At 64.4% G+C, this 23,371-nt stretch carries 24 protein-coding genes and 1 pseudogene; 7 read left to right on the forward strand and 18 right to left on the reverse strand.

Going from position 1 to position 23,371, the window contains the following annotated elements; translation table 11 throughout:
- Positions 1-51: 51 nt before the first annotated feature.
- A complete protein-coding gene (locus B5X90_RS02490; RefSeq protein WP_079549902.1) occupies positions 52-1,314 on the forward strand; it encodes an ROK family protein in 1,263 nt (420 codons plus the stop codon).
- Positions 1,315-1,343: 29 nt separating this feature from the next.
- Here B5X90_RS02490 and B5X90_RS02495 read toward each other — a convergent pair whose 3' ends face one another.
- A complete protein-coding gene (locus B5X90_RS02495) occupies positions 1,344-1,760 on the reverse strand; it encodes a hypothetical protein (protein WP_079549903.1) in 417 nt (138 codons plus the stop codon).
- 68 nt (positions 1,761-1,828) lie between these two features.
- Here B5X90_RS02495 and B5X90_RS02500 point away from each other — a divergent pair, with 68 nt between their 5' ends.
- Entirely contained in the window at positions 1,829-2,842 is a 1,014-nt protein-coding gene (locus tag B5X90_RS02500) for a restriction endonuclease subunit R (RefSeq protein ID WP_079549904.1), read from the forward strand.
- A 74-nt stretch (positions 2,843-2,916) separates the two neighbouring features.
- Here B5X90_RS02500 and B5X90_RS02505 read toward each other — a convergent pair whose 3' ends face one another.
- The 12 genes from B5X90_RS02505 to B5X90_RS02560 all read right to left on the reverse strand — a co-directional run bounded on the left by B5X90_RS02505 (position 2,917) and on the right by B5X90_RS02560 (position 14,061).
- Positions 2,917-3,921 carry a sugar phosphate isomerase/epimerase family protein gene (locus tag B5X90_RS02505; RefSeq protein WP_079549905.1) on the reverse strand — a complete coding sequence of 335 codons (1,005 nt, stop codon included), beginning with the start codon at positions 3,919-3,921 and terminating at the stop codon, positions 2,917-2,919.
- A 13-nt stretch (positions 3,922-3,934) separates the two neighbouring features.
- Positions 3,935-5,122: a Gfo/Idh/MocA family protein gene (locus B5X90_RS02510; protein WP_179129018.1), complete on the reverse strand. Its 1,188-nt coding sequence runs from the start codon at positions 5,120-5,122 to the stop codon at positions 3,935-3,937.
- Positions 5,119-5,517, reverse strand: a complete 399-nt coding sequence (locus B5X90_RS02515) for a C-glycoside deglycosidase beta subunit domain-containing protein (RefSeq protein WP_079549906.1) — start codon at positions 5,515-5,517, stop codon at positions 5,119-5,121. The genes B5X90_RS02510 and B5X90_RS02515 overlap by 4 nt, the downstream gene beginning before the upstream one ends.
- An 8-nt stretch (positions 5,518-5,525) precedes the next feature.
- Entirely contained in the window at positions 5,526-6,590 is a 1,065-nt protein-coding gene (locus tag B5X90_RS02520) for a sugar phosphate isomerase/epimerase family protein (RefSeq protein WP_079549907.1), read from the reverse strand.
- Between the two features lie 21 nt (positions 6,591-6,611).
- On the reverse strand, positions 6,612-7,715 hold the full coding sequence (locus tag B5X90_RS02525; RefSeq protein ID WP_079549908.1) for a sugar phosphate isomerase/epimerase family protein: 1,104 nt from the start codon (positions 7,713-7,715) through the stop codon (positions 6,612-6,614).
- Positions 7,712-8,107, reverse strand: a complete 396-nt coding sequence (locus B5X90_RS02530) for a C-glycoside deglycosidase beta subunit domain-containing protein (protein WP_079549909.1) — start codon at positions 8,105-8,107, stop codon at positions 7,712-7,714. The genes B5X90_RS02525 and B5X90_RS02530 overlap by 4 nt, the downstream gene beginning before the upstream one ends.
- 67 nt (positions 8,108-8,174) lie before the next feature.
- The gene (locus B5X90_RS02535) at positions 8,175-9,737 is read right to left on the reverse strand and encodes a GMC oxidoreductase (RefSeq protein WP_079549910.1); all 1,563 of its coding nucleotides are present in this window, start codon (positions 9,735-9,737) and stop codon (positions 8,175-8,177) included.
- A complete protein-coding gene (locus tag B5X90_RS02540) occupies positions 9,734-10,510 on the reverse strand; it encodes a TIM barrel protein (protein ID WP_079549911.1) in 777 nt (258 codons plus the stop codon). Before B5X90_RS02540 ends, B5X90_RS02535 begins: the two co-directional genes overlap by 4 nt.
- Before the next feature lie 30 nt (positions 10,511-10,540).
- A complete protein-coding gene (locus B5X90_RS02545) occupies positions 10,541-10,912 on the reverse strand; it encodes a nuclear transport factor 2 family protein (RefSeq protein WP_079549912.1) in 372 nt (123 codons plus the stop codon).
- A gap of 6 nt (positions 10,913-10,918) precedes the next feature.
- Positions 10,919-11,755 (reverse strand): carbohydrate ABC transporter permease, encoded by an 837-nt coding sequence (locus B5X90_RS02550; RefSeq protein ID WP_079549913.1) that lies wholly within the window; start codon positions 11,753-11,755, stop codon positions 10,919-10,921.
- Positions 11,756-11,758: 3 nt separating this feature from the next.
- A complete protein-coding gene (locus B5X90_RS02555; protein WP_079549914.1) occupies positions 11,759-12,718 on the reverse strand; it encodes a carbohydrate ABC transporter permease in 960 nt (319 codons plus the stop codon).
- A gap of 53 nt (positions 12,719-12,771) precedes the next feature.
- Complete coding sequence (locus tag B5X90_RS02560) at positions 12,772-14,061, reverse strand: ABC transporter substrate-binding protein (RefSeq protein WP_079550007.1); 1,290 nt, start codon at positions 14,059-14,061, stop codon at positions 12,772-12,774.
- A gap of 229 nt (positions 14,062-14,290) precedes the next feature.
- Between B5X90_RS02560 and B5X90_RS02565 the strand changes: the two genes are divergently transcribed.
- The gene (locus tag B5X90_RS02565) at positions 14,291-15,235 is read left to right on the forward strand and encodes a LysR family transcriptional regulator (protein WP_079549915.1); all 945 of its coding nucleotides are present in this window, start codon (positions 14,291-14,293) and stop codon (positions 15,233-15,235) included.
- Positions 15,236-15,299: 64 nt separating this feature from the next.
- Here B5X90_RS02565 and B5X90_RS02570 read toward each other — a convergent pair whose 3' ends face one another.
- Both B5X90_RS02570 and B5X90_RS02575 read right to left on the reverse strand, forming a co-directional pair.
- The gene (locus B5X90_RS02570; protein ID WP_079549916.1) at positions 15,300-16,778 is read right to left on the reverse strand and encodes a C-glycoside deglycosidase beta subunit domain-containing protein; all 1,479 of its coding nucleotides are present in this window, start codon (positions 16,776-16,778) and stop codon (positions 15,300-15,302) included.
- 31 nt (positions 16,779-16,809) lie between these two features.
- Positions 16,810-18,102 (reverse strand): C-glycoside deglycosidase beta subunit domain-containing protein, encoded by a 1,293-nt coding sequence (locus B5X90_RS02575; RefSeq protein ID WP_079550008.1) that lies wholly within the window; start codon positions 18,100-18,102, stop codon positions 16,810-16,812.
- A gap of 326 nt (positions 18,103-18,428) precedes the next feature.
- Between B5X90_RS02575 and B5X90_RS02580 the strand changes: the two genes are divergently transcribed.
- Together B5X90_RS02580 and B5X90_RS02585 are read left to right on the forward strand one after the other, a co-directional pair.
- Positions 18,429-19,427, forward strand: coding sequence for an NADP-dependent oxidoreductase (locus B5X90_RS02580; RefSeq protein ID WP_079549917.1), 999 nt, complete (start codon positions 18,429-18,431; stop codon positions 19,425-19,427).
- A gap of 47 nt (positions 19,428-19,474) precedes the next feature.
- Positions 19,475-20,341, forward strand: a complete 867-nt coding sequence (locus B5X90_RS02585) for an alpha/beta fold hydrolase (protein ID WP_079549918.1) — start codon at positions 19,475-19,477, stop codon at positions 20,339-20,341.
- 192 nt (positions 20,342-20,533) lie between these two features.
- On the opposite strand, the gene B5X90_RS21500 is transcribed toward B5X90_RS02585, so the two are convergent.
- Positions 20,534-20,941, reverse strand: a complete 408-nt coding sequence (locus B5X90_RS21500) for a hypothetical protein (RefSeq protein ID WP_256860018.1) — start codon at positions 20,939-20,941, stop codon at positions 20,534-20,536.
- Between the two features lie 119 nt (positions 20,942-21,060).
- Between B5X90_RS21500 and B5X90_RS02595 the strand changes: the two genes are divergently transcribed.
- A complete protein-coding gene (locus B5X90_RS02595; RefSeq protein ID WP_079549919.1) occupies positions 21,061-21,663 on the forward strand; it encodes a TetR/AcrR family transcriptional regulator in 603 nt (200 codons plus the stop codon).
- Positions 21,664-21,789: 126 nt separating this feature from the next.
- On the opposite strand, the gene B5X90_RS21370 is transcribed toward B5X90_RS02595, so the two are convergent.
- Both B5X90_RS21370 and B5X90_RS21815 read right to left on the reverse strand, forming a co-directional pair.
- Positions 21,790-22,287, reverse strand: coding sequence for a cytochrome d ubiquinol oxidase subunit II (locus tag B5X90_RS21370; RefSeq protein ID WP_256860019.1), 498 nt, complete (start codon positions 22,285-22,287; stop codon positions 21,790-21,792).
- Between the two features lie 40 nt (positions 22,288-22,327).
- Positions 22,328-22,831, reverse strand: a pseudogene (locus B5X90_RS21815) (cytochrome d ubiquinol oxidase subunit II); the annotation flags it as partial.
- 62 nt (positions 22,832-22,893) lie between these two features.
- Here B5X90_RS21815 and B5X90_RS02605 point away from each other — a divergent pair.
- Positions 22,894-23,331, forward strand: coding sequence for a glycoside hydrolase family 15 protein (locus B5X90_RS02605; RefSeq protein ID WP_256860020.1), 438 nt, complete (start codon positions 22,894-22,896; stop codon positions 23,329-23,331).
- The last annotated feature ends 40 nt before the right edge of the window (positions 23,332-23,371 follow it).

Raw genomic sequence — 23,371 nt, forward strand, 5'->3', positions numbered from 1 at the left:
AGTCACATCAGGCCGCACCTTAGTCGGCTCAAATGTGTGAGAATTGTTGCCATGACGACAGACTCCACCCTCCGCTTTGGAGCACAGACGGATGAACTGACGAGCCTGCTGCGGATCGTCAACCTGGTGCGCACGGGCGAGGCCACCACGCGCCCTGAAATCGGCAAGGTCACCGGCTTGGGCAGGGGCGTTGTTAGTCAGCGTGTGGATCAGGCCATCCAGATGGGCTTCCTCGGTGATGGCGAGTTCGGAGCCTCGTCCGGGGGCCGCGCGCCCCGGACTCTGCGCTTCCGCGCGGAGCAGGGACGGATCGTGATCTGCGCCCTCGGAGCGGCCCATCTGAGGGTTGGCGTAGCGGCCCTCGACGGCGACATCCTGGAACACACGCACCGCACCTGGGATATCGCGCAGGGTCCGGAGAAGACCATCGACGCGGTGATGTCCCTGATCGACGACATCCTGAAGAGAGATGCCAAGGTGCCTGTATGGGGTGTGGTCGTGGGGCTTCCCGGCCCGGTGGACTTTGCCTCCGGGCAGCCCGTGGCGCCTCCGATCATGCCGGGGTGGAACGGTTACGATGTCCGCACGCCTTTCGAGGAACGGTTCAATGCACCGGTATGGGTCGATAACGACTCCAACCTGCTTGCCCTCGGCGAACGTGCCCGGCGGCGCGACTCCCTGGCGGACCTCATCTACTGCAAGATCGGCTCAGGAGTTGGAGCGGGCCTGCTGTCCAAGGGCAGGATTCACCGCGGTGCCAACGGGGCCGCCGGCGACATCGGGCACGTCCGGGTTTCCGATTCCGACGCACAATGCCGCTGCGGCAAGATCGGCTGCCTGGAAGCGGTTGCCGGCGGCTGGGCCCTCGTCCGGGATGCCGAACAGGCCATCAAGGAAGGTGCTGGCAGTTCCCTGGCCCCGAAGGCCAAAAAGGGAGCGCTGACCCTCGAGGACATCACCCTGGCGGCCCACGACGGGGACCCCCTGGCCATCACCCTCATCCAGAAGTCGGCACGGGTGGCAGGCGAGACCATTTCAGCCCTGGTGAACATGTTCAATCCAGGAGTCATTGTGATCGGCGGTGCCATCGCGTCCGCCGGCGAAGTGTTCCTGGCCGAGGTGCGCCAGCGGGTCTATGAACTGTCGCTGCCGCTCGCCACCCGCGACCTTACCATCACGCTCTCGGTCAACGATGAGCGCGAACCGCTGCGCGGCGGAGCTGAACTGGCCCGCGAGCAGCTGTTCGACGTCACCTTTCCCCGCTGGTTCGCGGAAGGCCGGCCGTCCCCGGAACGGGCCGCCGTTCCCGCTTAGAGTCCACTGCGCGGCCTGGGCATTGCTGCTCAGGCCACGTCGCGGGACACGCTGGGCACCGGCGCCCCGTCAAGCTCCAGCCTGGCCTCCAAGTGAAACGGCAGGACCAGCGGCGAGCCGGGACCTGCCTGCAGGTAGGGCACCAGCAATTGGAAGCCGATGGCCAAGGCATGCACACCGCCGCGCAGTTTGCGTCTGCCGGCCAGGACCAGCCGGTCCTGCACGAACCACCAACCGGGCTCGGCCTGCAGCGAATCTGCCGGCACATTGCGGGCACCCAGTACCACCGCCAACTCCCCTGCTGCCAGCGGAACGCCGTCGATCTCAACCCAGAGGCCAGCCACGCCGGACAAGGGCATCGAGCGGATCCAGGGAAGGCCCACGCGAAGCTCAAAGCCTTCGGATGCGGCCGTCAGTGCATCTTCGCGCAAAGCGGTTTGCAACATAGCTTTAGTCCTTTATCCTAAAAGTGACATAAGTTTGGCATTAAGAAGCATAATTGGGAAGGCAGTCTATGGCCCCCGCAATTCCAATGAGCTGGACGCTCTGTGCCAGCTCGTTCAACTGGATTCCGGAAATCACGGCCGCCCGGCGGACGGCCCAGGACATCGTCACAGGCATCGCGGATTCCGTGACGAAGACGATAGAGCTTGAACCGGGACTGCTGTGGCGGTCCTTCCCCGCTCCGGAGGACGCCGAGGTGGACAGACTGCGGGATTCGCTGGCCGCAAAAGGGGGGCGCGTCAGCATAGTCGGCGCCAGCCTGGACGACTTCAGATCGCCAACCGAACGCCGTTCGCTTCAGGAGCGCCTGGACTTCCTGGTCCCCCAGCTGCACGCAGCCCGGCGGGTGCGTGCCGGCGGAGTCCGGTTGCCGATCGGACAGGCGGGCACCGAACTGCTCACGTTGCTGCAGCCGCTGCTGCATGAGCTCGACCTGGTCCTGTACGAAGAGATCCAGGGACAACAGACTCCCAGGAGCCCCGCCGTGGCGCCCGCCCTGGAGGCGATAGCGGAGCTTGCGGATGACCATGTGCGGCTGCTCGTGGATATCAGCATGCTGATGCCGGCTCTTCCCGTGAGCTATCTCGAAGAGCTCAAACGGGGAGGCGTTCCCGCGGGGCTCCTGCTGCGCCTTGACCACGACTGGCGGGACCCAGCCACGCTCGACGCCGTGATGGGCATGCTCCGCTCAGGGAAGGTTCCGCCGCGCATCCATAAGCTCTTCATGAACCTGCTTATCCGGTTCGGCCGCAGCGATGCCGCAGACCTCCAGGGCGTCCTCCCCTTGGTGGGTGCCTTCCATTTAAAGTTCTGGGACCTGGACGACGACGGCGGCCGGGTTTCGCAGCCGCTGCGGGACCTTGGCCGCCTGCTCGGCAGGAACGGTTTCACGGGCACGCTGACCAGCGAATGGGGTGGCCACGAGTGGCTGCAGGATGACCCGACGGAGATGACGCGCAGGCATTTGGCACTGGCGGAGACTTGTCTGGCGGGGTCAGCGCCGGCCGGCCGGGCTGCGGTCTGATCAAAGCTCAAACTACAACTGAACGGCAGAACGGCCGGCCCCGAAGTACCCGGGACCGGCCGTTCTGCTGTGTGCTACTTCGTGCTGAAAGCGGCGTCGAAAGCCGCTGCTGGGGGTTCGTAGCTCGAGAACCGGCGGACAAACGCCAGCGCTTCCGGGGCGCCCTCCAGCCGGTCCATGCCGGCGTCTTCCCACTCCACGGACAGCGGACCGCGGTAGTCGATGGCATTCAGCATCCGGAACGCATCCTCCCACGGCACGTCTCCGTGGCCTGTGGAGATGAAGTCCCAGCCACGGCGCGGATCAGCCCAGGTAAGGTGGGATGACAGGCGGCCATTGCGGCCATTGACCAGCCGTTTCTTCGTGTCCTTGCAGTGCACATGGTAGATGCGTTCCTTGAAGTCCCACAGGAACCCCACCGGATCGATGTCCTGCCACACCATGTGGCTCGGGTCCCAGTTCAGGCCAAAGGCCTCGCGGTGACCGATCGCCTCCAGGGTGCGCTGCGTTGTCCAGTAGTCGTACGCGATCTCGGACGGATGCACCTCGTGGGCGAACCGTACACCGCACTCGTCGAAGACGTCGAGGATAGGATTCCACCGGTCCGCAAAATCCTGGTAGCCGGCCTCGATCATTTTTTCGGAGGCAGGCGGGAACATCGCCACGTACTTCCAGATGGACGATCCCGTGAAACCGGTCACCGTCTTCACGCCGAGCTTGGCGGCGAGCCGCGCGGTGTTCTTCAGTTCCTCGGCAGCACGGCGGCGGACGCCTTCAGGCTCGCCGTCGCCCCAAACGACGTCCGGCAGGATGCCGCGGTGCCGTTCGTCGATCGGGTCGTCGCAGACAGCCTGGCCTTTGAGGTGGTTGGAGATGGTCCACACCTTGAGGCCGTGCCGTTCAAGGATGTCCAGCTTGCCCTGCACGTAGGCGTCGTCATCCCAGCGCCAGGGATCCAGGTGGTCACCCCAGCAGGCGATCTCCAGGCCGTCATAGCCCCACTCGCCGGCGAGCCGGGCCACCTCCTCGAACGGCAAGTCGGCCCACTGGCCGGTAAACAGTGTGATTGGTCGAGCCATCTGCTCCCCCTCCTCAGCCGGCCAGCACGGGAACGCCGGAGGCGACGCGTGTCCAGGCGGAATCATTGTCAGAACTGCGCTCGACGGCGTCGAGCACCCGCTGCACCCCCAGCCCGTCAGCGAACGACGGGTGTGGGTCGGTGCCGGCCACGATGCCTTCCACGAGGTCTTTGACCTGGTGGGAGAATCCGTGCTCGTACCCGAGCATGTGGCCTGCGGGCCACCACGCGGAAACGTAGGGGTGCTCCGCTTCCGTGACCAGGATCTTCCTGAAGCCCTGGCGGTCCGCGGGTGCCGTGCGGTCGTAGAACCGGACGCTGTTGAGGTCTTCAAGGTCGAAGGCCAGGGCGCCCTTGTCGCCCGAGACCTCGATTTCCAGCGCGTTTTTCCGGCCGGTGGCGAATCGTGAGGCCTCAAAAGACGCCAGCGCCCCGGTTTCGAAACGTCCGGTGAAGATGGCGATATCGTCCACGGTCACCTGACCGTAGCCGGTCCCGGCAGTGCCGGGCAGCCCGGAACTTGAGGCCGCAAGAGGCCGTTCCTTCACGATGGTGTCGATGACGCCGGACACCTTGGCCAGGTTCAGCCCGGTGACGAACTGGGCCAGGTCAATGGCATGGGCGCCGATGTCCCCCAGCGCCCCGGAACCGGCGTGTTCCTTCTGCAGGCGCCAGGCCAGCGGCATCTCGGGGTCCACGAGCCAGTCCTGCCGGTAGGAGGCGCGCACGTGGTTGATCGTCCCCACTGCGCCTTCGGCGATGAGGTTGCGGAGGAAGGTGACGGCCGGGACACGGCGGTAGGTGAATCCCACCATCGCCCGGATGCCCCTGGCGGCCGCGCGCTCCGCGGCCTCGGCCATCGCTTCTGCTTCTGCCACCGTGTTGGCCAGCGGTTTTTCGCACAGGACGTGCTTCCCGGCTTCGAGCGCGGCGATCGCGATTTCGGCGTGGGAGTCGCCGGGGGTGACGATGTCGACGACGTCGATGTCGTCCCGGGCGATCACTTCCCGCCAGTCTGTGGCGGATTCGGCCCAGCCCCACTTTTTGGCAGCGGCGGCCACCGCTTCGGCGTTGCGGCCCACGACCACCGCCATTTCCGGCCCGGCGGGGAGGTCGAACATCCGCGGCGCGGTGCGCCAGCCCTGGGAGTGGGCGGCGCCCATGAATCCATGGCCGATCATGGCCACACGCAAGGTGTTCATGCGAGCACTACCTTCCGCTCGACGGCCACGCGGTTGCCGACGTAACGCATGGGTGCGATCTGCATGTAGAGCAGACGGAGGGTGAGGATGACTTCGACCTCGATCTCCTCGCCGGCATCGGGGACGCGGTCCAGCGGGATGATGACGTCGGGCTTGTCCGCAACGAACCACAGGGTTTCCCATTGCTCTGGCAGCTCAGCTATGGAGTAGGACTTCCCCTGCAATTCGAAACGGAGGGACTCTTTTGGTATCTGCACGCCGTTAACTGTTGCGGCGACGTCGTCAACAGCAGACAGCCAGAGGCTGCGGTACCAGGGCAGCTGCACCGACACGGCGATGCCCTCGGGGTGCCTGCGGACGTTGGTGTCCTGGAACAGGGAATTGTGAGTTGCCATGGCTTTCCTTACTTAACAGTCTCGACCAGGGTCGCGTGGGATTCGGGTGCATTTGGGACAACGGCCGCTTCAATGGCACGCCGCATCAGCGTGTGCTGCTTCTTGACGAGGTCGATGGGATCGGATTCGCCGAGGTCCGCGAACGCGTGCCCCTCCCACTCGCTGGACAGGTAGCCCTTGTAGCCGCCCTTGACGAACTGGCGCACAATGCGGGGAATGTCCATTGCGGGTTCGTTGCCGTCCTGGTCGATGTCGTAGAACTTTGCGTGGACATGGAAGATCTGCGGCATGATGTCCAGCCACTCCTCCGGGGGTACCAGGCCGTGCATGTTGAAGGCCAGCCGGGTGAACGGGCCCAGGCGTGCCGGGTCGAAGTTGTTGGCGTTCAGGTAGTCCTCGAACTCCTGGTTGCGCTCCTGCATGGGCAGCGGTTTGCGCCAGATGTCCTGCATGACGGCGAAGTGCTCCTCGGGCAGACCCATCTGCGTCAGCGTGCGGAACAGGGTCGGGGAAAGGCTGTGCATGGTGGAGCTGAAGTCGGCGGTGAAGCCGAGGCGGTCGCTCCCCAGTTCCTCATACATTTCCCGGATCTGCAGGATCTTGGGATCGTTCGGGCCCTGTGGCGCGTGGATTTCGTAGCCGAGCTTCTGATCGTACTTCTCGGCCAGGGGAAGCAGCCGGCGGAGCAGTTCCTTGCCCGCGGAGCGGATCACCACGCGGTGGAAACCGAGCTTGTTGGCCGTGCGCAGCTGCGCGGCGAAAAAGTCGTACTCCTCGTCCGGCGTCATGTCCCGGTCCTTGCGGCGGCCCATGTCCAGATTGGTGCCCACGGCGCTGGGGGTGAGGCCGTAGCGGTCCATGCTGTCGCGCCACAGGCGGATGAAGTCGTCGTCCACCTCGGGGTAGGTGCGCAGCATCTGGGCGATGTTGAACTCGACGCCAGGGCCGAGGCCTTCATCGGCAGCGGCCTTGATCAGCGTCTCAGGCGTGTAAAGCCCGGCGGCGAACTCGGAGGTGAGCGAATAGAGGGTGATACCAAGCTCGATGCCCGAGCCTGCGATGCCTTCTGACATATCTTCTGATTCCTTCGTTTGTCAGCCGCGGACGGGCTGGGCGAGGTGGCTATTGAGGATGCGGCGCGCTTCGGAGGCGTCAGTGATCATGGCCGAACCGGCATTGGCCGCGGCTGAACGCTGGACGGCCTGCTCGCCGCGGATGATGTCGAACGGGTCCTGCCAGTTGTTCCAGTGCCAGCCTTCGTATTCGCTGGAGATGGCACCGGAGTAGCCGTTTTCAACCAGTTGCCGAATGAGGCCCCGGACCGGCACCGAGGGCTCTTCGCCGGTCTCGTCGATGCCGAAGAACTTGCCGTGGACATGGCGGACCCACGGCATGATCTCCAGCCAGGTGTCCAGCGGTGCGGGACCGAACAGCCCGGTTCCGTTGATGGCGAAGTCAATGCCGAGTTCCGGCCGGCCGTTGCGGGCCGCCAGACCGATGAACGCACCGAAGCGCTCACCGTGAACCTTCTGGGTGTTGGGCGGTCCTTCGGCATAGAAGCCGTTCCACAGGTCAACCACCTGCCGGAGCAGATCCTCCGAGGCGCCGCGCCGGCGGTACGCCTCCAGCAGGGAGGGCGCAAAGCCAGTGACGGTGGCACCCCAGTCTGCAGTGAAGCCAAGCAGCGGGGAATTGAGTTTCTCGTAGCGGTCGCGCAGGGCAAGGACACGCTCGTGGGCGCCGTGCTGGTCAGCATGGACTTCGAGGGCCAAAGTAACGCCATACTTTTCGGCCACCGGCAGCAGGCTTTCCATGGCGTCAGGAGTCAGGGAGATCTGCACCCGGGCGATCGGGAAGCCGAGCCTGGCGGCAACCTCGATCTGCTTGCGCATGTATTCGACCAGTTCGTCGTGGTTCATGAGCCTGTCACGGCGGATGCCCGTGTCAACATTGACTGCAAGCGAGGTGGGAACCAGGTCCACCTCGGATACAAGATCCCGGAACTGCCCAACAAAGGCGTCATCGATCCGGTCCGGGAAGCCGCGCAGGCTGGAGAATCCGATGACTTCGAGCCCGGGGCCGAATCCTTCGTCCGCCACCTTGCGGATCAGGCCTTCGAGGTCATACTGCCGGGCGTGGAAGGCCCGGGTGAAGCTGTAGAGAGTGACGCCCTGGATCGGCGTGCCGAGGCTGGTCATCGCTGTGCCACCTTCATGGTCTTGGTGTCGTGCTCTTCGATGTGCAGCACGCCGTGGTCGGTGATGATGTACGGGATATAGAGCTTGAGGTCCACCCGGACCTCGTGCTCGGTCTGGTGGTCCGCTACGGGAAGGTCGCCAGAGAGGACGGCCGAGTCCAGGGGGAACCACCATTCGCCGGTCTCGTCTACGAGTTCCTCGAAGCTGAACGTGCGGTTGTTCATGGTCCAGCGCAGCGAGCCCTCCGGGGCGGCGACGCCGTCCACTGTCAGCGCCGCTCCGGCGATGCAGGAGCCCGGCAGCGCCCGGTACCACGGAATGCGGACTTCGACGGCGGTGCGGCCGTCCTCGATGGTGAGTGTTCCCTGCTCGATAATGCGGTCGGCGATCATCGAGACCTCCTTGTCTGCGGCATGCCTTGCCTGCACTTAGGCGAAGCGGCCGGTAGCCACTTCTTCTTTATTTAGACAGTCTATTGTCTGATTTGGACATAAGTAAAGAATCTGCGAGTTCTTCCGCGATTGTGCGTGCCCCGCGCACTGCGAGCGCCACGGCCGTGAGGGTGGGATTGCATGCGGTGGCCGTGGGGATGACGCCGTTGCCGGCCACGAAGAGGCCAGGGGCCTGCCAGACCTGGCTGTCCGGAGAGCACACGCTCTCGCCGTCGTCCGCTGCGCCCATCCGGGTTGTGCCCTGGTAGTGCAGGGATGCGCCCGGAGGAAGGACGAACGGGCGCTCGTCAAGAGGTTCGCCTACGGCCCTGCCCAGTCGCACAATCTCCTGCTTTGCGCGTTCCAGCACCCCGCGGTCCCGCTCCGTGAGGCGGTAGTGGATGCGCATGGCGGGCATTCCGTACGAGTCGCGGGCGTCGTCGTCGAACGCCACCCGGTCTTCCCGCTGGAGGTCCTTGGCGCAGAACAGACCCAGCCCGACTATCGATCCCGGGACGACAGGGTCATCCTCGGCCAACGGGATAGGGGACGCATCCAGCTGCATAATCTGGCCATGGAAGGGCGCGTCGTCAGTGTACGGAACCCACGCCACCCCGCTTTGCTCGCTGAGCGCGCCGTCCGCAGCTGCCGGGCCGTGCTCGGCCTTGACATCACGCAGCCTGCTCGCGAACACCACCTGCGCCTGGTCGTTGAGATATCGGCCCAGCGCGGCGGGCCTGATGCCGGACGCCCACAGAAGTTGCGGCGTGCGCAGGGCATCCGCCCCCACCACAACGTATCGGGCGGCCACCTGGTGGATTTCTCCGCTGCGCCGGTCCTGGACTTCTATGCCGGCAGCCCTGCCGTGGTCATCGACGAGCACCCGGGTCACCAACGACTCGTCAAAAAGCTCAAACTGCGGGTTTTCCCGGGTCGCGCCTCCCATCACGACGTCGGAACCTGACCATACAAGGCCGCCGTCCTCCCGGCGGTGCACGGCCAGTGGCATGGGCTGGACGCGTTGGGCCCGGTCCCGGCCCTCATCCACAGCTGCCGCGAGGCGTCCGCGGACGAGGTCAGAGAATGGTGCACCGTCAAAGGCGTGGGTGGTCACCCCCAGCAGTCGCTCGGCGTCGTCAAGAAGCTGCTCCAGATCAGGCAGGAACGCGATGCGCTCCTGGCCGCCCGGGCGCGGGCAGGCGGCGGTCCAGTGGGCCGCCATGCCACCCACGTTGCTGGACATGGCGGCAACGGGCATCCCGTCTTCTCCAGGGAAGGCGTAGCCATCCGGCAGCAAGTAGGTGCCGGGCCGGGCTCGGCGCTCCCCGCTTTTGACGGCGCCGGGTGAGTTCACCGTTTCGGCACCGGCGCCCGGGCCCTCCGATGCCCGCTGGGCGAGGCTGCGGCGCTCCGGGTCCTCGATGTTCTTAACGTGAGCCCCGGGCGGGTTGCTGACCGTGGGGCCGACTTCGAACATGGCGATGGTGGCGCCGGGGGCTTCCTCGCTGAGGATCCGCGCGTATGCCGATGCTGTGGGGCCGCTGCCGACGATGGCGACGTCGACTGCAGCGGGATACCGGTTACTCCTCACCGTCCCGCCACCAGTTCCTGGATGCGCCGGACGGACTTCGCCGAGTCGATCGTGGGATAGTACTCGAGCCCGATGGGGCCGGCATACCCGCTGTTCCTCAGGTCCGTGAGCCGGGCGTGCCAGTCGATGGATCCCGAGCCGGGTTCGCCGCGCCCCGGCGCATCAGCGATCTGAACATACTTGATGAGTTCGCCTGCGTTGGCGAGCTCGGCGGTCACGTCCTCGCCCTCGACAGTGGAGTGATAGAGGTCGTAGAGGACGCCGAAGTATGGCGAGGCCACTCCCCGGGCGACATAGACGGCTTCCGAGGTCCGGTCAAGGAGGGCTCCCGGGTGGTCAACCCTGACGTTCACCGGCTCGAGGACCAGGGTGATGCCCGAACCCTCGATGTGCGCTGCGCCCTTGGTGAAGATCTCGATCAGTTCGTCCAGCTGGTCCTGTCGCTTCCGGCCGCCGAAGCCAGTGCCGCTGCCCACGACCATCCGGGGGCAGCCAAGCTGCTGGGCCACTTCGACGCCGGCGTCCAGCCCGGTGTAGAAAGCATCGTGATTGCGGGGCGGGATCATGAACTGCATACGCGGTTCCGCCAGTTGGGAGGTGAGTTGGACTCCGGTTTCCTCGAGTGCGTCCTTCAGGGCCGGAATGTCTTTGCCCGTTGGACCCCACATTTCGACTGCGTCGAAGCCGGCTGCTGCCGCCGCGCGAACCCGGTCAGCAGCACTTTCGCCTGCTTCGGCGAACAAAAGGTCGATATTTGGCGAAAGTTGGAACATGGATGTCTCCTAGAGAATTGAAATGGTGGTTTAAAACATGGGGTGGTCGTGGACCGGATGCTCAGGAACCGGCTGAAGGACGTCCCAATGCTCAACAATCCGCCCGTTTTCGAAGCGGTAAATGTCTGCGACGGCTGCGTCGGGACGCCCGGGCCCTGAGGCGCGTACATGCACCAACGCCAGGTCACCGTCCACCAGGATGCGCTGAACCTCAAACCGGGAGCCCGGCGATCCGTCGAACTTCGGCGTCAGCATTCTTACTGCCGCCTCAGGCCCGTCAGGAATGGTCGGGTTGTGCTGCCGGTAGGTGCCGGCCACAAGGAAGTCGAAGGCTTCACGCACCCGTTTTTGGGTGTAGAAGATCTCCACGAAGCGCTCGAACGCTGCGCGGTTGTCAACCATCGCGGGTCAGCCCTTCAGGCCGCCGGAGAAGCCCTGGATGAACCGCTTCTGCGCGAACAGGAACAGCGCCAGGATGGGAATCATGGAGACGATCACTATCGCGAAGATCGAGTTCCACTGGGAGACCAGGGAGCCGATGTAGTAGTACATGGCCACCGGAAGCGTCTGGTTGGCGGAGCCGCCCAGGAAGATCAGCGACGTGAAGAAGTCGTTCCACACGATGAGCCCGGCGAAGATGGTGACCGTTCCCGTGGCTGGGGCCATCATGGGGAACACCACCTTGGAGAAAATCTGGGATTTGCTGGCGCCGTCGATGGTGGCCGCTTCTTCGTAGTCCGTGCCAAGGCCGCGAAAGAAGTTTGCGTAGAGGAAGATCGACAGCGGCAGGAGCATGCCCGTGTACAGGATGATCAGGCCCCAAGCGGATCCCGTGAGTCCAAGGGCCCGTGCACCCATGTAGAGAGGGACTGCGCCGAGCTGGCCGGGGAGGATGATGGCGATCAGGAAGAGGTAATACGCGCCCTTGCTCCAGCGTCGGGTGCTGCGGGAGATGACGTATCCGGTGATGGAACCGAGTGCGATGAGCCCCACGATGCTGCCCGCGGTAATGATGGCGCTGTTGACCAGGCCCATCACCACGTTGGAGTTGCCGGTGGCAGTGAGGACGTCGACAAAGTTGCTGAAGTCGGGGCTTGTTGGCGGAGCCAGGGCCGAGGTGGTGAACAGCTCACTGTCCGGCTTCAGGGCAGTTGTCACGAGGAAGTAGAACGGCGCGAGGAACAGCAGGGCGAGCGCCCACAGGCTGACTTCGCGGAGCAGGGTGAGTTTGGTGTAGCGGAACATGGCTTAGTCCTCAGGGTTCGAACGCGTCAGCCGCTGCTGGAGAACGGCGAAGATCAGGATGATGGCGGCCAGCACCAGGGCCAGGGCGGCACCGCCCCCGAAGTTCCCGAGCGCAAAGGCCTGCTTGTAAACCAGCGTGGCCAGTGTTTCCGTCGCTCCGGCCGGTCCGCCGCCGGTGAGCGCCATGATGGGATCGAAGACGCGCAGCCCCTGGACGATTCCCAGCGTGGTGGCAATGGCGACGGCGGGGCGGATGGCGGGCAGGGTAACGTTGCGGAACCGCTGCCACAGGTTGGCGCCGTCAATGGCCGCCGCTTCTTCCACTTCCACGGGGACACCGGCCAGGCCGGCCATAAAGATCACCATGGCAAAGCCGGTGGAAGACCAGACCAGCACCACCAGGACAGTCCAGATGGCCCACTGGGGGTCGGCCAGCCACGGCTTGGCCTGGTCGCCCGCGCCTATTGCCGTGAGGAAAGCATTGAGCGGACCCTCGAAGTCGAAGATGTATTTCCAGATGTAGGCCGTGGCTAGCGGGCTGAGCACTACCGGCATGAAGAAGAGGGTTCGGAGGATGTAGCGCGTCTTGAGGACGCGGTTCAGGCCCAGCGCAATGACCAACCCGGCGATGTTGCCCAGGAGCACCGAGCCAAAGGCCAGAAAGAGGGTATTGGAAAGGGCTCCGAGTTTTGTGGGGTCCTTGAAGATGGCCTCAAAGTTTGCCCACCCCGTGATTTTGAACGAGCCGATGCCCGTCCAGTTGGTAAAGGCGAAGAATCCGCCGATACCGGTGGCCACGTAGTGGATGGCAAACACCAAGGCGATCCCGGGCAGCGCCCACCACCAGTGTCCGAACTGCGTAGGCCTCCGCCGGGGACGGGTGTTCTCACCCACCCCCGGCGTACGCTTGCCTCGCCGGGGTGCTTCAGCTGCTTCGCTTTTCGGTTGCATCGTCGCAGTCATTGGTATTCCTTGCTTGTCCCTTTGAGTCGTCGGAACGTTGATGGTGAAGAACGTTACTGTTCCCAGGCAGCGTCCATGGCCTGCAGGACTTGGTCAGGGCTCTTCTGTCCGGTGATGATGCCCTGGACCCCCGTGGCCAGTGCGTCGTAGACGGCGGAATTCGGCCACTGGATGTTGGGCAGGGGGCCGTACTTGCCGTCCTTGATCAGGACGCCGACGTTCTTATAGGCACCGCCGTCGAAATCGTACTTGTCGAGTCCGCTGACCGGCAGGGCACCGTCGATTTCTGCGAAGGCCTTGGTCTGCTCCGGCTGGGCGGCCCAGTCGAGGAAGGCCTTGGCAGCGTCCTTGTTCTTGGAGGCTGCGTTGATGGAATAGGCGTAGTTTGCGCTGGCGAATACGTAGCTCTTACCTGAGCCCTGTTCCGCCGGGAACGGCCGTACGGCGAACTGGGAGCCCCCAGCGGCGGACTGCAGCTGCTTCCAGCTTGGGGCCGGGATGAAGCCGCTCACGGACGTTCCGCTGGCAAGTCCCTTGGTGATGGCGTCGAAGCCGCCGCCGGCAGCACCTTTTTGGAAGCAGCCCGCGTCCTTCAAGGTATTGACTGCCTCGAGGGCTGACTTCCAACCGTCCGAGCCGGCGAAGGTGGTTTCCTTGGCAGCGCGCTTATCGTTCCATTTCGGGTCTTCCGCGTAGACGCGCGAGGCGGCCAGGGACATCGCCATCAGCCCTGTGTTGGGAGGGGCTGCTCCGGCGAGGGCAAAGAGGGATTTACCGGAGGACTCCAGAGCCTTGCACTGCTGCTGGAGGGAGGAAAAGTCGGCAGGGAAGCCACCGGCTGCATCTGCAGCCGTCTCATTACTCACCAGGGCAGAGATCGTAATTTCCGTGGCCTGGCCGTACACCTTGCCGTCGGTTCCAAAGGTGCTGTCGCTTCCCTCGGGGAGTAGATTCTTCGCGGCATCATCAAGCGGTTCAAGGAAACCTGCCTGGACGAGCGGCAGGATGCTGCGGCCGGTGCCGGAGCCGGGCGAGGTCACTACGACGTCTGAGGCGTTTCCGGCCTGGAGCTGTGTGCGCAAGGTCTGGTCGTAGGAGTCGTTCGGTTGGGGATTGAAGGTGATTTTCACGTTCGGGTGAGACTTCATGTAATTTTCTGCCAACACCTGGAAGGGGCTCTCGATGGTGTTGGATGTCGCGAAGGACAGTGAAAATTCCTGGGAACCGCCCGAAGAGGAGCTGCTGCCGGTGGAGGCCGAGCAACCGGTAAGAATGAGTGCTGCGACGGTGGGGACGGCGAGGGCGCCGACCTTCAGGCCCGAATAGCGGCGGTGCTGTGTCATGTCCAGCCTTTCTGACTTCATTGTCCAAAAATCCGGGTGTCGTGACCCCGGTCACTCACAAGTATGCAGGAGATGTGCCTAAAACACACATAAGTCTTCGCTATGACGGACATAAGTTTAACGGAGGTCCGCGGAAGATCTATTCGGATGCCTGATGACTTCGCCTACGTTATAGCCCTCGCTGATAAGGTCACTTGAAACGGTTCCACTTTCAAAGGATCGCTGCGCCGTGACGAAACATGTCCTGCTTTCCCGTCTCGACCTCAACCTGCTGATCTCGCTGGATGCCCTCATTACCGAGCGAAGCGTTACTAGGGCGGCCGAGCGGCTTCACCTAAGCCAGCCTGCGCTCAGCGCCTCGCTGGCCCGGCTCCGGTCCCACTTTGGGGACCCGATCCTGGCCCGCCGCGGTAATGCTTACGAGCTCACGCCCTTCGCCCTCCGGCTCGCGGAGCACACCACCACCGCGCTTGAGGCCGCACGCCGCGTCTTCGAAAGCCAGGCCACCTGGGAGCCCACAGAATCCGAGCGCGAGTTCTCCATCTACGGCTCGGATTATGGCTTCACTACCATTGGCCGGGTTGCGTCCGAGCTTGCAGCCGAGCGCGCCCCCGGGGTCCGGTTCCGGTTCATGCTGCACAATCCGATGGTGGTTGAGGATGCAGCCAACCGCCTTCGATCGGTGGACGGCATGGTGATTCCCCATGGATTCCTCACCGGGCTCCCCTACCTGGACCTGTGGAGGGACGGGTGGGTGGCCGTGGTCTCCACGTCCAATGAAGCCGTCGGCGAGCAAATCACCATGGAAAACATCGCTGAACTTCCCTGGGTGATGACCTATCAGACGCGCTCAGCCTCAACATCGGCGGAACGGCAGATCCAGCAGCTGGGTGTTGAGCCCCGTGTGGACGTAGTCGTTGAAAGTTTCCAGTCCTTACCTCACTTTGTGGTTGGGACCAACCGGATCGCGCTCATCCAGGCGGCACTGGTGCCGTTCGCTCTGCGCGTGGGCGGGGTTCGGATCCTGCCGCTGCCCTTCGATGCCACGCCGCTGGTTAATGCATTGTGGTGGCACCCCGTGCACAACCGCGACTCCGAGCATGAGTGGATGAGGGGCCTCTTCAAAGAGGCTGCTGACATCGTGGCAGCCGCCGCAACCAAGGAAGCCACTTAAACGCCTCGATGCCCGGCCGGCTAAGCGGACGGGCATCGAGGCTACGGGGCTTCGGCTTTGCAGGTCAGGCTGATGCCAGCGCTGTTCGCATGCTCTTGCGGATGAGGTCGTGCTGCTGACGGACGAGCAGCAGCGGATCCACTTCACCGAGCTCGGCGAAGGCATGGCCTTCCCATTCGCTGGACCAGTAGCCGCGGTAGCCGCCTTCGACGAATACGCGGACCAATTCCGGATAGTCAATGGCCGGCTCGTTGCCCTGCTCATCAATATCGTAGAACTTTGCGTGGACGTGCATGATTTGCGGCATGATGTCAGCCCACTCCTTCGGGCTGACGTGGCCGTGCATGTTGAAGGCCAGGTGTGCGAAGGATCCAAGCCGGGCAGGATCAAAGTCGCGTCCCCGCAGGTACGCAATGAACTCCTCCTGCCGCACCCGCATCGGGGCCTCGGTGCCCCAGACAGCCTGCAGCCTTTCCACAGCTTCATCGTCCAGCCCGGCACGGCGAACCGCGCGCAGGAGAGTGGGAGACATGCTGTGCATGGTTGAGGAGAAGTCAGCCACGAAGCCCAACAGCGGTGAATCAAGCTCGGCGTAGACGTCGCGGACCTTCATGATCTCCGGCGAGTTGGGCCCCAGCGGTGCATGGATCTCGTAGGCAAGTTTGAGTTCGAGGTCCTCGGCGAGGGGCAGCAGCCGGCGAAGCAGCTCCGGCTTCGCGCTTTGGATGCGGACGAGCGGGAACCCGAGCTTCTTGGCCCCGTGGAAGAGTGTCTGCGTGAACTCGTACTCCTCATCCGGGGTCATGTCGCGGTCACGGCGGCGTCCCATGTCCAGATTGGCGCCGAAGGAGCTGGCGGTGAAGCCGTGCTTGTCGAAGGCCTCCTGCCAGGAGCGCACGAAGTTATCAGTCACGTTGGGATAGGTAGGCAGGACCTGCGATGCCACAATCTCGATCCCGGGTCCGATGCCCAGCTCGGCCACGCGGTTCAGCAGTCCGTCGAAGTCGTACCAGCCGGCCCGGTATTCGGCACTCGCCGAGTACAGGGTGAGCCCCAGCGAGAACGGATCGTCCTGCGCTTTCGGCGGGGGCGGCGTGACCGCCGTCGTCAGTTCCGGCGCCGCCGCAGCCCTGTCCGTGACGGTCAGCTCCAAAGTCTGGTTCACGAAGTTGGGAACGTACATGCCGGGGCCGCCGTCCTGGCCAGGAGCAATCTGCATGTACGGCAGGCGCAACTCACCGATGAGCCGGACGGTGTGCTGCTCGCCCAAGGCAACAGGGCTCTCCGTTTTGGCGATAAGCAAGGGATGTTCCTGGAGGTACCAGAGAGTTTCGCTTTGGGCGGGCAGGTCCGGGAGCGCATAGCGGACACCACCCAGTTCCAGGGACAAGTTCTCGGCGGGGATATCCTGGCCGTCGACGGTGAGCCGCAGGCTGGAGACCGAGGAGAGCCACAGGCTCCGGTACCACGGAAGCGTCAGGGCCAGCGCGAGGCCCTCGGAATGGGTGCGGAGGCTTGCATCGTCAAGAAGTCCGTTTGGCATTGTTGTTCTCTTTGCTGGGAGGTGGGATGGGTCAGGTGAGTTCGCCGGCGATGCGGCGGATCAGGGCATGCTGGCGGCGCACTTGCTCGATGGCACGCCAGGGAGTGCGTTCGCCTTCGTATTCGCTGGAGAGGTAGCCCGTGTAACCGGAATCCTTGAGGGCCTTGAGCACTGGCAGCCAGGGAATCTGCTGGTCTTCCAGCTGCTCGTTGATGTCGTGGAACTTCGCCTGGACGAACACAACGTACTGTGCGATGTCAGCGAAGTCGGCGGGATCGACGCCAATGCCGTCAAGGAAGGCGGGCCGCGTCTCGCGGGTTTCCCCTTCGCGCAGCGGGATGGGCCGGTCCTGGAAGATCCCGGTGTCGATGAGGAGTCCGAAGTTCTTGGTTCCCGTGCGCTCGATGAGCGCGATGTAGTCCTCGACGACGGGGTGCTTGATGGGCGTGGGCGAGTGGATTTCCGGGCAGATGATGATCCCCAGCTCGTGGGCCAGATCAAGGGAGCGTTCCACTGACCCGGTCCAGATGGGGTCCGGGACCAGGTCGCTGGACACAACGCCGATCTTGGGGCGCACGAACCGGAACCCCAATTGGTTGGCAAGCCGCAGGTCCCGCTGCAGGGCTTCGGCGCCCTCGGCAACAGTCATGGTCCGTCCCGGGTGTAGACGGGTGTCAATCCAGGAGCCGTAGTTCGTGGGCTCCAGCGAGTACTTCTCCAGGAGGCCGAACCAGTTGTCGATCCAGGCGTGGGACGGTTCCGGATAGTTGGGGATGTGGCCCTCCCCGAGGATCTCGACGCCGGTGGCGCCCACATCCGCGACGGCGGCCAGCACCGTTTCCAGATCCATGACCGTGCCGTAGTCGCCCATGAAGCTGTACAGGGAAACGCCGTAGCGGAACGAGCCTTCGCGGCCTTCAGGCGCGAGCGTCGCTAGGCGGCTGGTCCGGTGCACGGTGGGCTGGTGCTCCAGCGGGATGTAGGACATGCGCAACCGCAGCTCGATGGAGACCTCGTGGACCCCCTGCGGCAGGCCGCCCTCGAGGGGAATGGTGATGACTGCCGCCTCCTCGAGGGGCCAGCGGACGCCATCGCTCTCCCAGAGTTGCTGCAGGGTGTAGGTGCGCCCGCCAAAGGTCCAAAGCGGAACGTCAGGTCCGACGTCGACGATATTGCCAACGCGAACCGCAACGCCGTCGATGAGGGACGCGGCCATACCCCGGTAGGAAGGCATCCGGACCCGGAACTGAAAACCGGTCACGCGTCCGCCTTCGGTGACGTTGCGGAATCCGACGGACTGGATGAGGTCTCTTTCGAGAAGCATCATTGCTCACTCTCTGTAGGTTCCTCATCAGCTTACAACATTATGTCGGTTTTATACCTAAGTACGTCCAACCTTGACCTAAGCCGTCCCTGCGGCTGCGGACTTCCGCGGAGGCCGGCCGAATAACCGCACGTGCAGCACGTGCTCTTCGCCCGGACGGAAGACGCGCCGAAGTGGTTACGCATCGAGCGGTCACAGCCTCCCCCACGCCTTCGGGAACATTCAAATGAGCGCGCGCCTAACGCCTACTTGACAATGTTTCTGAGTCCACTCATTATTGAATTAACTCATTTTTGCCTACGCACGTCTTAGAGGAGCAGCACGCCATGAGGGCATTCGTCATCACCAAGTACAAGGAGCCGCTGAGCGCAGCCGACGTCCCCGAGCCGACCGTCGGCGACCGCGATGTGCTGGTCCAGGTCCAGGCAGCTGGCCTCAACCAATTGGACGAAAAGATCCGGCTGGGTGAGTTCAGGCAGATCCTTCCGTACAAGCTCCAGCTAATCCTCGGCAACGATGTCGCCGGCACAGTCATCCGTGTCGGGGCGAAGGTGCGCGGATTCAAGCCCGGCGACGAGGTCTTCGCCCGCCCCGACAAAGACCGCATCGGCACGTTCGCCGAGCGCATCGCCATCTCCGAGGCCGATCTGGCGCTGAAACCCGCCTCGATCAGCATGGAGGAGGCCGGCTCGCTACCGCTGGTTGCACTAACGGCGTGGCAGGCCCTCGTTGAGCAAGGCAACGTACTGCCGGGGCAGAAAGTTCTCATTCACGCCGGGGCCGGCGGGGTCGGGTCGATCGCGATCCAACTCGCCAAGCACCTCGGCGCCACCGTCGCGACCACCGCAAGCGCCTCCAACGCCGACTTCGTGCGCGACCTCGGCGCGGACACGGTGATCGACTACCGTACGCAGGACTTCGAGCAGCTCCTCGCCGGGTACGATCTGGTGCTCGACAGCCTCGGCGGGGAGAACCTCGTGAAGTCACTGCGCATCCTGAAGCCCGGCGGGAAAGCGATCGGAATCGCCGGTCCGCCGGACCCGGCGTTCGCGCGCAACGCCGGCCTGAACCCTGTGCTGCGCCTGGCCATCGCCGGGCTCAGCAGCAGGATCCGGCGACAGGCAAAGAAGCTCGGCGTCAGCTACGAGTTCCTCTTCATGCGTGCCAGCGGCGATCAGTTGCGCCAGATCACGGCTTTGGTTGACGACGGCGTGCTGCGCCCGGTCGTGGGAAAGGTCTTCGACTTCGCCCAGACCCCACAGGCGCTCGAGTCGCTGGCCAACGGCGGTTTCCGCGGCAAAGCCGTCGTCACCCTTCCCTCCTGAGCCGCCGGCACCATTCACCGCTCAGACCACTCAGGAGGACTACCAGCATGAGCAGCTTCGACACCCCAACCGGCTCCGCCGTCACCTCCTACGCTAAGGCCGCCACACGCACCATCACCGCCGGAGGCGCCACCTACGCCTACCGTGAGCTGGGGCCCAAGACCGGCATCCCCGTCGTGTTTTTCGCGCACCTTGCCGCGACCCTGGACAACTGGGACCCCCGCATCATCGAGCCCATCGCGAAGAACCGCCACGTCATCACCTTCAACCAGCGCGGAGTCGGCGCCTCCACCGGACAGGTTCCAGACAGCATCGAGGCGATGGCCGACGACGCCCACACCATCATCAAGGCCCTCGGGTTCGACACGATCGACGTTTTCTCCTTCTCAATGGGCGGCATGATCGCCCAGGACCTCCTCCTCAATCATCCCGACCTTGTCCGCAAGCTCATTCTGACCGGCACCGGCCCGCGGGGCGGCAAGGACATCGACAGGGTCGTCAGCACGACCTACTGGGACGTACTCCGCGCGAGCCTGACGCGCGCGGACCCAAAGGAGTTCCTGTTCTTTAACCGCAACGCCACCGGCAAGCCGGCCGCGAAGGCGTTCATCAAGCGACTGCAGGAGCGCACGGTTGACCGCGACAAGCCGATCAGCACCAAAGCCTTCCAGGCGCAGCTGAAGGCAATCCAGAAGTTTGGCCGCTCCGCGCCGTCGGACCTGTCACAGCTCACCCACTCCACCCTCATCGCCAACGGCGACAACGACGGCATGGTGCCGTCGATCCTGTCCGGGGACCTGCACCGGCGTATCAAGGGATCCGAGCTGATCATCTACCCCGACTCGGGCCATGGCGGCATCTTCCAGTTCCACGACAGGTTCTCCCCCGTCGCCGTAGAATTCCTCGCCCACTGACCAGCACGTACCTGACAAGATCCCGCCACCAGAGCAGGGAGGCACGGTGGGTGCTGCCCTCCCGTGAATATGGGCGGGCACAGTCATTGGCGTGGGGCCTCGTCGCACCGGCCAGCTCGAACAGAGCCCGCACAAACGCGTCAGCAGGGCGATCAAACGTACCGCCATCCCTGACGCGGCCCTGGCTCGTGACTACCCCGGCGTGTCAGGCCAACCCCGGACCCGCCGTTGTTCAGACACTCCCCACCCGTTCCGTCGTCTCTTGTTGGAGGCATCGTAGGCCGCGGCGTCCTTGGGCAGGTGTGGTGCCACCGCGCTCACTTTTGGTGAACGCGGTGGCGCCGCGCCGCCGCCGTACAGGGTGCCCGGGTCCAGCTCGTTCAGCGGTGCGCCGGTGCGCCGGTGCTGAACAATGTCGTGGTTCGCCAGCGCGAATCGGCCCAACGGCGCGATGCCCGCGAGCCCGGCGTCGATGTCGTCGGCGATCTGCGCGCGTTCGCGCCCATACCGGACGACAAGGATGGCAGCAGGCCACGTATCGCGGAAGGACCGAAGCAGTTCGTCGTCCCCGAGGTGTGATGGGAAACCGGCCGCTTCCACCCGGGCGGACCGTTGCAGCCCGCCAACCGCATGGGAGAATTAGCGAAGAGTTCAACCCGTTACAGTAATGACTATATTCATAATTGAGTGCAGTCAGAATATATTCCCGGAGGATCCATATGTCTCTCGCCCCCCAGCCGGTCGGACGGCGTGAACGGAACAAGCAACAAAAGCTGGACCGTATCACCGCGGCAGCCAGCGAGCTGTTCGCCGAGCACGGCATCGAGGATGTCACGACCCAGCAGATCGCCGACAAGGCGGACATTGGCACCGGGACCCTGTTTCTCTACGCCAAGTCCAAAGGTGAACTCCTGCTGCTCGTGCAGAACGCACACTACGCCGAAGCACTCCAGCGGGGTCGGGCGGATGCCGAGACCATATCGGATATCCTCGATGCGGTGATGGCCATCGTCCAGCCGATCGTGGAATGCAACCGCGCCCAGGTCGACAACGGACGCACTTACCTGCGGGAGATGGTCTTCGGCGATCCCGAGGAGCCTCGACACAGCGAAGCTCTGTCCATCGTCGCGCAGACCGAGGAGGCGACCGCTGCCGTCCTGGGCAGGCGCGGGCAGGCCGGTGCTGATAATGCCGCAACGATGGCCCGCATCGTCACCGCGATCATGTTCCTTAGCATGGCGGCGAGCGTGAACGCCGCCTTGAGCATCGACGATATTGTTCGGGACATCCGGGCCCAGGTCGCCGTGTTGCTGTCTCGCTGACGCAATCCAGTGCTCGCCCTAACGCCCGGTGTCCACCAGGCGCCTGCCGTCGTGGATCGACAGGCGCCATTCGTGAAGGACCTCATGGCCAAGGTAGGAGCCAGGGACCGCACTTCGTCAGCGAAGTCAGGCACGGACGACCCCGGGGCCCCGGTCGGGCTCGTCGTCGATGCCTTCGTCGGGAAGCAGTCCGCGTTGGTCGAGCACGTACAACAAGATGAAGGCCGGCACGATCAACAGCACGGCGAGACCGGCCGCGACCAGCACGGCCGTGATCGTGCCCGACGGCGCAGCGGCCGCCGAGACCGTGAGAGTTTCGGGCAGCGGGTAGTCCCACTGTGCCACGCCCCAGGCCAGGACGAGGGCGCCGGCCGCGGCGATCGCAGCCAGCCGCCCTCCGCGGTGGGGTCGGCCTCGGAGCAGGAAAAGCGCGCTAAGCCCGGCGACCGCCGAGATGATCACCAGCGGCAGGGCGCGTGAGGTGAGTCCTCCGAAGACGTAGCTGGCTTGGCTGCGTACGACGAAGAGACCGACCAGCGCGACGGTTCCGGCCACGGCCCCAGCCGCCACGGCGCGGACGCGGAAGTAGCCGACCATCGCCTCGTCGGAGAGGGCGATGGGCATCCCAGGTGAGCAGTACCGCGGAGACGTAGGCCGTCACGGATACGGCGAGCAGACCCATGGCGACCGACGTCGGGTTGACCCAGCTGTACAGCGGATCGCCCGCCCGACCGCCGGCCGGAACCTGGCCGGATGCGATGCCTCCCGCGATGGCGCCGAAGCAGTAGGGCACGAGCACCGAGGAGACGGCGAAGACGGCGCCGAAGCTGCGGCGGGCTCGCTGCCGAAACACCGCCTTCCGGAAGGCGAAGCTGGCACCGCGCAGGACGACGCCGAGGGCCGCGATGGCCAGGGGCACGAACATGGTCAAAGTGATTGACGCGTAGGCCTCGGAGAAACACGTCCAGAGCACGACGAAGAAGATCAGCCACACGTGGTTCGCTTCCCACACGGGCCCGATCGAGTGGTCGATTACCTCGCGGGGCCGCTCCCCACGCTTCGCGCCACCAGCGGTCAGGTCCCAGAAGCCGGCACCGAAGTCAGCGCCGCCGAAGATCGCGTAGATCGTGATGGCAGCGAACAAGAGCAGGGCTGCGGCGGTATCCATGGGTGGCCCCTAGGTCTCTTTCACCGGCTCGCGCGGTCCGTACGGGGGTCGACAAGCGGGGTGTGCTCCGTCAGCACTACGACACGGACGCGCTGGACGCCTCCACCTTGCTGGCCGCCATCTTCGGATTCCTGCCCCCGGATGACAAGCGGCTCCGGGCCAGTGTGCTCGCCATCGCCGACGAGCTGACAGAGCACGGCTTCGTGCTGCGCTACCGCACCGGCGAGACTGATGACGGCATGTCCGGAAAGGAGGGCACTTTCCTGATCTGCTCGTTCTGGCTCGTGTCCGCGCTGGCGATCATCGGCGAGGAGCAGCGGGCCCGTGACCTGATGGAGACGCTGTTGTGGGTCGCCTCGCCGCTCGGGCTCTTCGCCGAGGAGTTCGCTGTCGCCACCGGCAGGCACCTCGGCAACTTCCCGCAGGCGTTCTCCCACCTCGCGCTGATCGAGGCAGAAGCTCGGATCATCGTTGTCGAGCTGCTCCAGGAGTTCTCGTGATGAGGTGAACCGTGCTGCGGGTCGATCCACAGGACCGCGA

Source organism: Arthrobacter sp. 49Tsu3.1M3 (assembly GCF_900168135.1).
GTDB lineage: Bacteria > Actinomycetota > Actinomycetes > Actinomycetales > Micrococcaceae > Arthrobacter.

Bases quoted from the DNA above. Each gene is read 5' to 3' on its own strand.
- B5X90_RS02595 (WP_079549919.1), top strand. From the start codon at position 21,061: ATGTCTCTCGCCCCCCAGCCGGTCGGACGGCGTGAACGGAACAAGCAA.
- B5X90_RS02495 (WP_079549903.1), bottom strand. From the start codon at position 1,760: ATGTTGCAAACCGCTTTGCGCGAAGATGCACTGACGGCCGCATCCGAA.
- B5X90_RS02585 (WP_079549918.1), top strand. From the start codon at position 19,475: ATGAGCAGCTTCGACACCCCAACCGGCTCCGCCGTCACCTCCTACGCT.
- B5X90_RS02555 (WP_079549914.1), bottom strand. From the start codon at position 12,718: ATGACTGCGACGATGCAACCGAAAAGCGAAGCAGCTGAAGCACCCCGG.
- B5X90_RS02510 (WP_179129018.1), bottom strand. From the start codon at position 5,122: ATGAACACCTTGCGTGTGGCCATGATCGGCCATGGATTCATGGGCGCC.
- B5X90_RS02500 (WP_079549904.1), top strand. From the start codon at position 1,829: ATGGCCCCCGCAATTCCAATGAGCTGGACGCTCTGTGCCAGCTCGTTC.
- B5X90_RS02505 (WP_079549905.1), bottom strand. From the start codon at position 3,921: ATGGCTCGACCAATCACACTGTTTACCGGCCAGTGGGCCGACTTGCCG.
- B5X90_RS21370 (WP_256860019.1), bottom strand. From the start codon at position 22,287: ATGCCCATCGCCCTCTCCGACGAGGCGATGGTCGGCTACTTCCGCGTC.
- B5X90_RS02575 (WP_079550008.1), bottom strand. From the start codon at position 18,102: ATGCTTCTCGAAAGAGACCTCATCCAGTCCGTCGGATTCCGCAACGTC.
- B5X90_RS02580 (WP_079549917.1), top strand. From the start codon at position 18,429: ATGAGGGCATTCGTCATCACCAAGTACAAGGAGCCGCTGAGCGCAGCC.
- B5X90_RS02570 (WP_079549916.1), bottom strand. From the start codon at position 16,778: ATGCCAAACGGACTTCTTGACGATGCAAGCCTCCGCACCCATTCCGAG.
- B5X90_RS02525 (WP_079549908.1), bottom strand. From the start codon at position 7,715: ATGACCAGCCTCGGCACGCCGATCCAGGGCGTCACTCTCTACAGCTTC.
- B5X90_RS02550 (WP_079549913.1), bottom strand. From the start codon at position 11,755: ATGTTCCGCTACACCAAACTCACCCTGCTCCGCGAAGTCAGCCTGTGG.
- B5X90_RS02520 (WP_079549907.1), bottom strand. From the start codon at position 6,590: ATGTCAGAAGGCATCGCAGGCTCGGGCATCGAGCTTGGTATCACCCTC.
- B5X90_RS02540 (WP_079549911.1), bottom strand. From the start codon at position 10,510: ATGTTCCAACTTTCGCCAAATATCGACCTTTTGTTCGCCGAAGCAGGC.
- B5X90_RS02560 (WP_079550007.1), bottom strand. From the start codon at position 14,061: ATGACACAGCACCGCCGCTATTCGGGCCTGAAGGTCGGCGCCCTCGCC.
- B5X90_RS02545 (WP_079549912.1), bottom strand. From the start codon at position 10,912: ATGGTTGACAACCGCGCAGCGTTCGAGCGCTTCGTGGAGATCTTCTAC.
- B5X90_RS02515 (WP_079549906.1), bottom strand. From the start codon at position 5,517: ATGGCAACTCACAATTCCCTGTTCCAGGACACCAACGTCCGCAGGCAC.
- B5X90_RS02530 (WP_079549909.1), bottom strand. From the start codon at position 8,107: ATGATCGCCGACCGCATTATCGAGCAGGGAACACTCACCATCGAGGAC.
- B5X90_RS02490 (WP_079549902.1), top strand. From the start codon at position 52: ATGACGACAGACTCCACCCTCCGCTTTGGAGCACAGACGGATGAACTG.